Annotated in this window: 3 protein-coding genes; all 3 read left to right on the forward strand. The window is 70.3% G+C overall.

Translation table 11 applies throughout. From position 1 onward, the window contains the following. The coding region (locus ACTWPT_RS59770; protein WP_443186438.1) for a glycosyltransferase at positions 1–652 on the forward strand (652 nt) is incomplete at its 5' end. Between the two features lie 135 nt (positions 653–787). After that, a complete protein-coding gene (locus ACTWPT_RS59775; RefSeq protein WP_443186439.1) occupies positions 788–1,675 on the forward strand; it encodes a D-alanyl-D-alanine carboxypeptidase family protein in 888 nt (295 codons plus the stop codon). Positions 1,676–1,783: 108 nt separating this feature from the next. Next, positions 1,784–2,428 (forward strand): WD40/YVTN/BNR-like repeat-containing protein (locus ACTWPT_RS59780; RefSeq protein WP_443186440.1); only part of this gene is annotated, 645 nt, incomplete at its 3' end.

Below are 2,428 nucleotides of genomic sequence, written 5' to 3' on the forward strand. Positions count from 1 at the left end.
GCTGCTCCCCGCGACGCCGATCGTGCAGATCCCGAACGCCGTGCATAGGGTCGACCAGGAACGTTCCCGACAGGCCAACCCCGTCGTGGTCGCGGCGGGCCGGCTGGTGCCGCAGAAGGGGTTCGACCTGCTGATCCCGGCCTTCGCGCAGGTGGTGGCCGAGCATCCGGAATGGCGGCTGCGCATCTTCGGCACCGGGCCGCGCAAGAGGGAGCTGAGCGGGCTCGTCGAGCAGCACGGGCTGCACGAGCACGTGGCGCTGCCCGGGCGTACCGACCGCCTGGAACGGGAGCTGACCGAGGCCTCCGTCTACGCGCTGAGCTCGCGGTTCGAGGGGCTGCCCATGGTGATGATCGAGGCCATGACGCATGGGCTGCCCGTGGTGGCCTTCGACTGCCCGACCGGGCCGCGGGACGTGCTGAGCGACGGCGTGGACGGGGTGCTGGTGCCGCCCAGGGACGTGGACGCGCTGGCCGATGCGCTGAAGCGGGTCGTCGCGGATCGGAAACTGCGGGTGCGGATGGGGAAAGAGGCATCGAAAACGTCCCGCGCGTACGCGCCGGACCTTGTGATGCCATTGTGGGAGGATTTGTTCTCTGAGCTGCTCCAGGGTGAACGCGTGACGGACAATTTCTGGACGAGTAGCAGGTAGACCCGGATTTCCGGGCATTTCTTGAAAAGATCTACCCGTCAGAAACCGCGGTGGTATCGGCACTTTCGAGTCCTTTGTCCTGAAATTTCGCTTATTTCGGCAAAAGCACCCCTAAGGGCGGGGCAGCCTGGGGCAATGCGTATCCGGAAAGCCCTGCTCACCGCCTTGGCAGGCGTCCTTGCCCTGGTCACGGGGCTCGCCATGCCCGCACAAGCGAACACGTCGACGCTCGTCCCCGCCGCCGGCGCTGCCGCCGCCGTCGACGCTCCCACGGTGTACGGCCGCGCCGCTTACCTGCTCGACGCCTCATCCGGTGAGGTGTTGTTCGAGGACAACGGCACCGAGCGGATGCCGATCGCCAGCCTCACCAAGACGATGACGGCCTATGTCGTACTGAAGACCGCCAAGCCGGCGGACGTGGTCGAGATCACTCCCGCCGACGTCGCATACGCAGAGGACGGCGGCGGCACCACCGCGGACCTGCGCCCCGGCGACCGCCTCACGGTGGACGAGCTCCTGTACGGCCTGATGCTGCCTTCGGGTGCGGACGCCGCGCACGCCCTGGCCCGCACGTACGGCCCGGGCGTGGACGGCTTCGTCGCCAAGATGAACGCGACCGCCCGCCAGCTCGGCATGGCCGACACCCAGTACGTCAACGCCGACGGCCTCCCCATGCCGGGCAGCGACGGCTACTCCACCGCGCGGGACCAGGCCCTGCTGGCCGCCAAGGCGCTGGACATCCCCCTGATCAAGAAGACGGCCGGCACCCGGTACCACTCGCTCGACGCCACCGATGAGCACCGCTCATACAGCTGGCGCAACACCAACCGGCTCCTCGGGACGCCGGGCGCCATCGGGCTGAAGACCGGGTTCACCCGGGCGGCCGGGTTCTGCCTGGCGTTCGCGGGCGAGGAAGACGGGCGCCGCCTGGTGGGCGTGCTGCTCGGCGAGTCCGTCTCCAGCCGCCGCTTCAGCACCGCCGAGGCGCTGCTGACCTGGGGCGCGACCCGCCAGTCCGCCTGATCCCCTGCGCACCCGCCCGCTTGGCGCCGGGCGGGTCGATCAGCCTCCGCGCAAACTGGATGGATCAGCCCATGGACGGTGTTGATCCATTGGTTTAGTTTGCCCGACATGAAGCTTCGAATCGCGTTGAGCGCGCTGTCAGCGACCCTCGTACTCGCGGCGGCGGCCCCGTTCCCCGCCCACGCCGGACCGCCCCGGCTCGGCTGGGAGCTCAAGGAGACCGGGGTGACCGCGCGCCTGCGCGGCCTGTCGCCCGTCAGCCGCGACGTGGTCTGGGCCTCCGGCTCGGGCGGCACGGTGCTGAGGACCGTGGACGGCGGCCGGACCTGGCAGAACGTCTCGCCGCCTGACACCGCAGCCCTGCAGTTCCGCGACATCGAGGCGTTCGACGCGCGCCGGGCCGTGGCGCTGTCCATCGGCGAGGGCGCCGACTCGCGGGTCTACCGGACGGAGGACGGCGGGCAGACCTGGACGGAGACGTTCAGGAACGACGAACCCCGGGCGTTCTACGACTGCCTGGCGTTCTTCGACCCCCGGCACGGGCTGGCCATGAGCGACCCCGTGGACGGCAAGTTCCGGATCCTGGCCACGGAGGACGGTGGGCGCAGCTGGCGGGTGCTGCCCTCGGACGGCATGCCGGAGGCGTTGCCGGGTGAGGCCGGGTTCGCGGCCAGCGGGCAGTGCCTGGTCACGGCGGGCGGCCGGGACGTGTGGCTGGCCGGCGGCGGGGCCGAGCGCGCGAGGGTGTTCCAT

This window comes from Nonomuraea sp. 3N208, from assembly GCF_052245935.1.
In the GTDB taxonomy this organism is placed as follows: domain Bacteria; phylum Actinomycetota; class Actinomycetes; order Streptosporangiales; family Streptosporangiaceae; genus Nonomuraea.

Coding starts and splice junctions, on each gene's coding strand:
- ACTWPT_RS59775 (WP_443186439.1), top strand. CDS start 788: ATGCGTATCCGGAAAGCCCTGCTCACCGCCTTGGCAGGCGTCCTTGCC.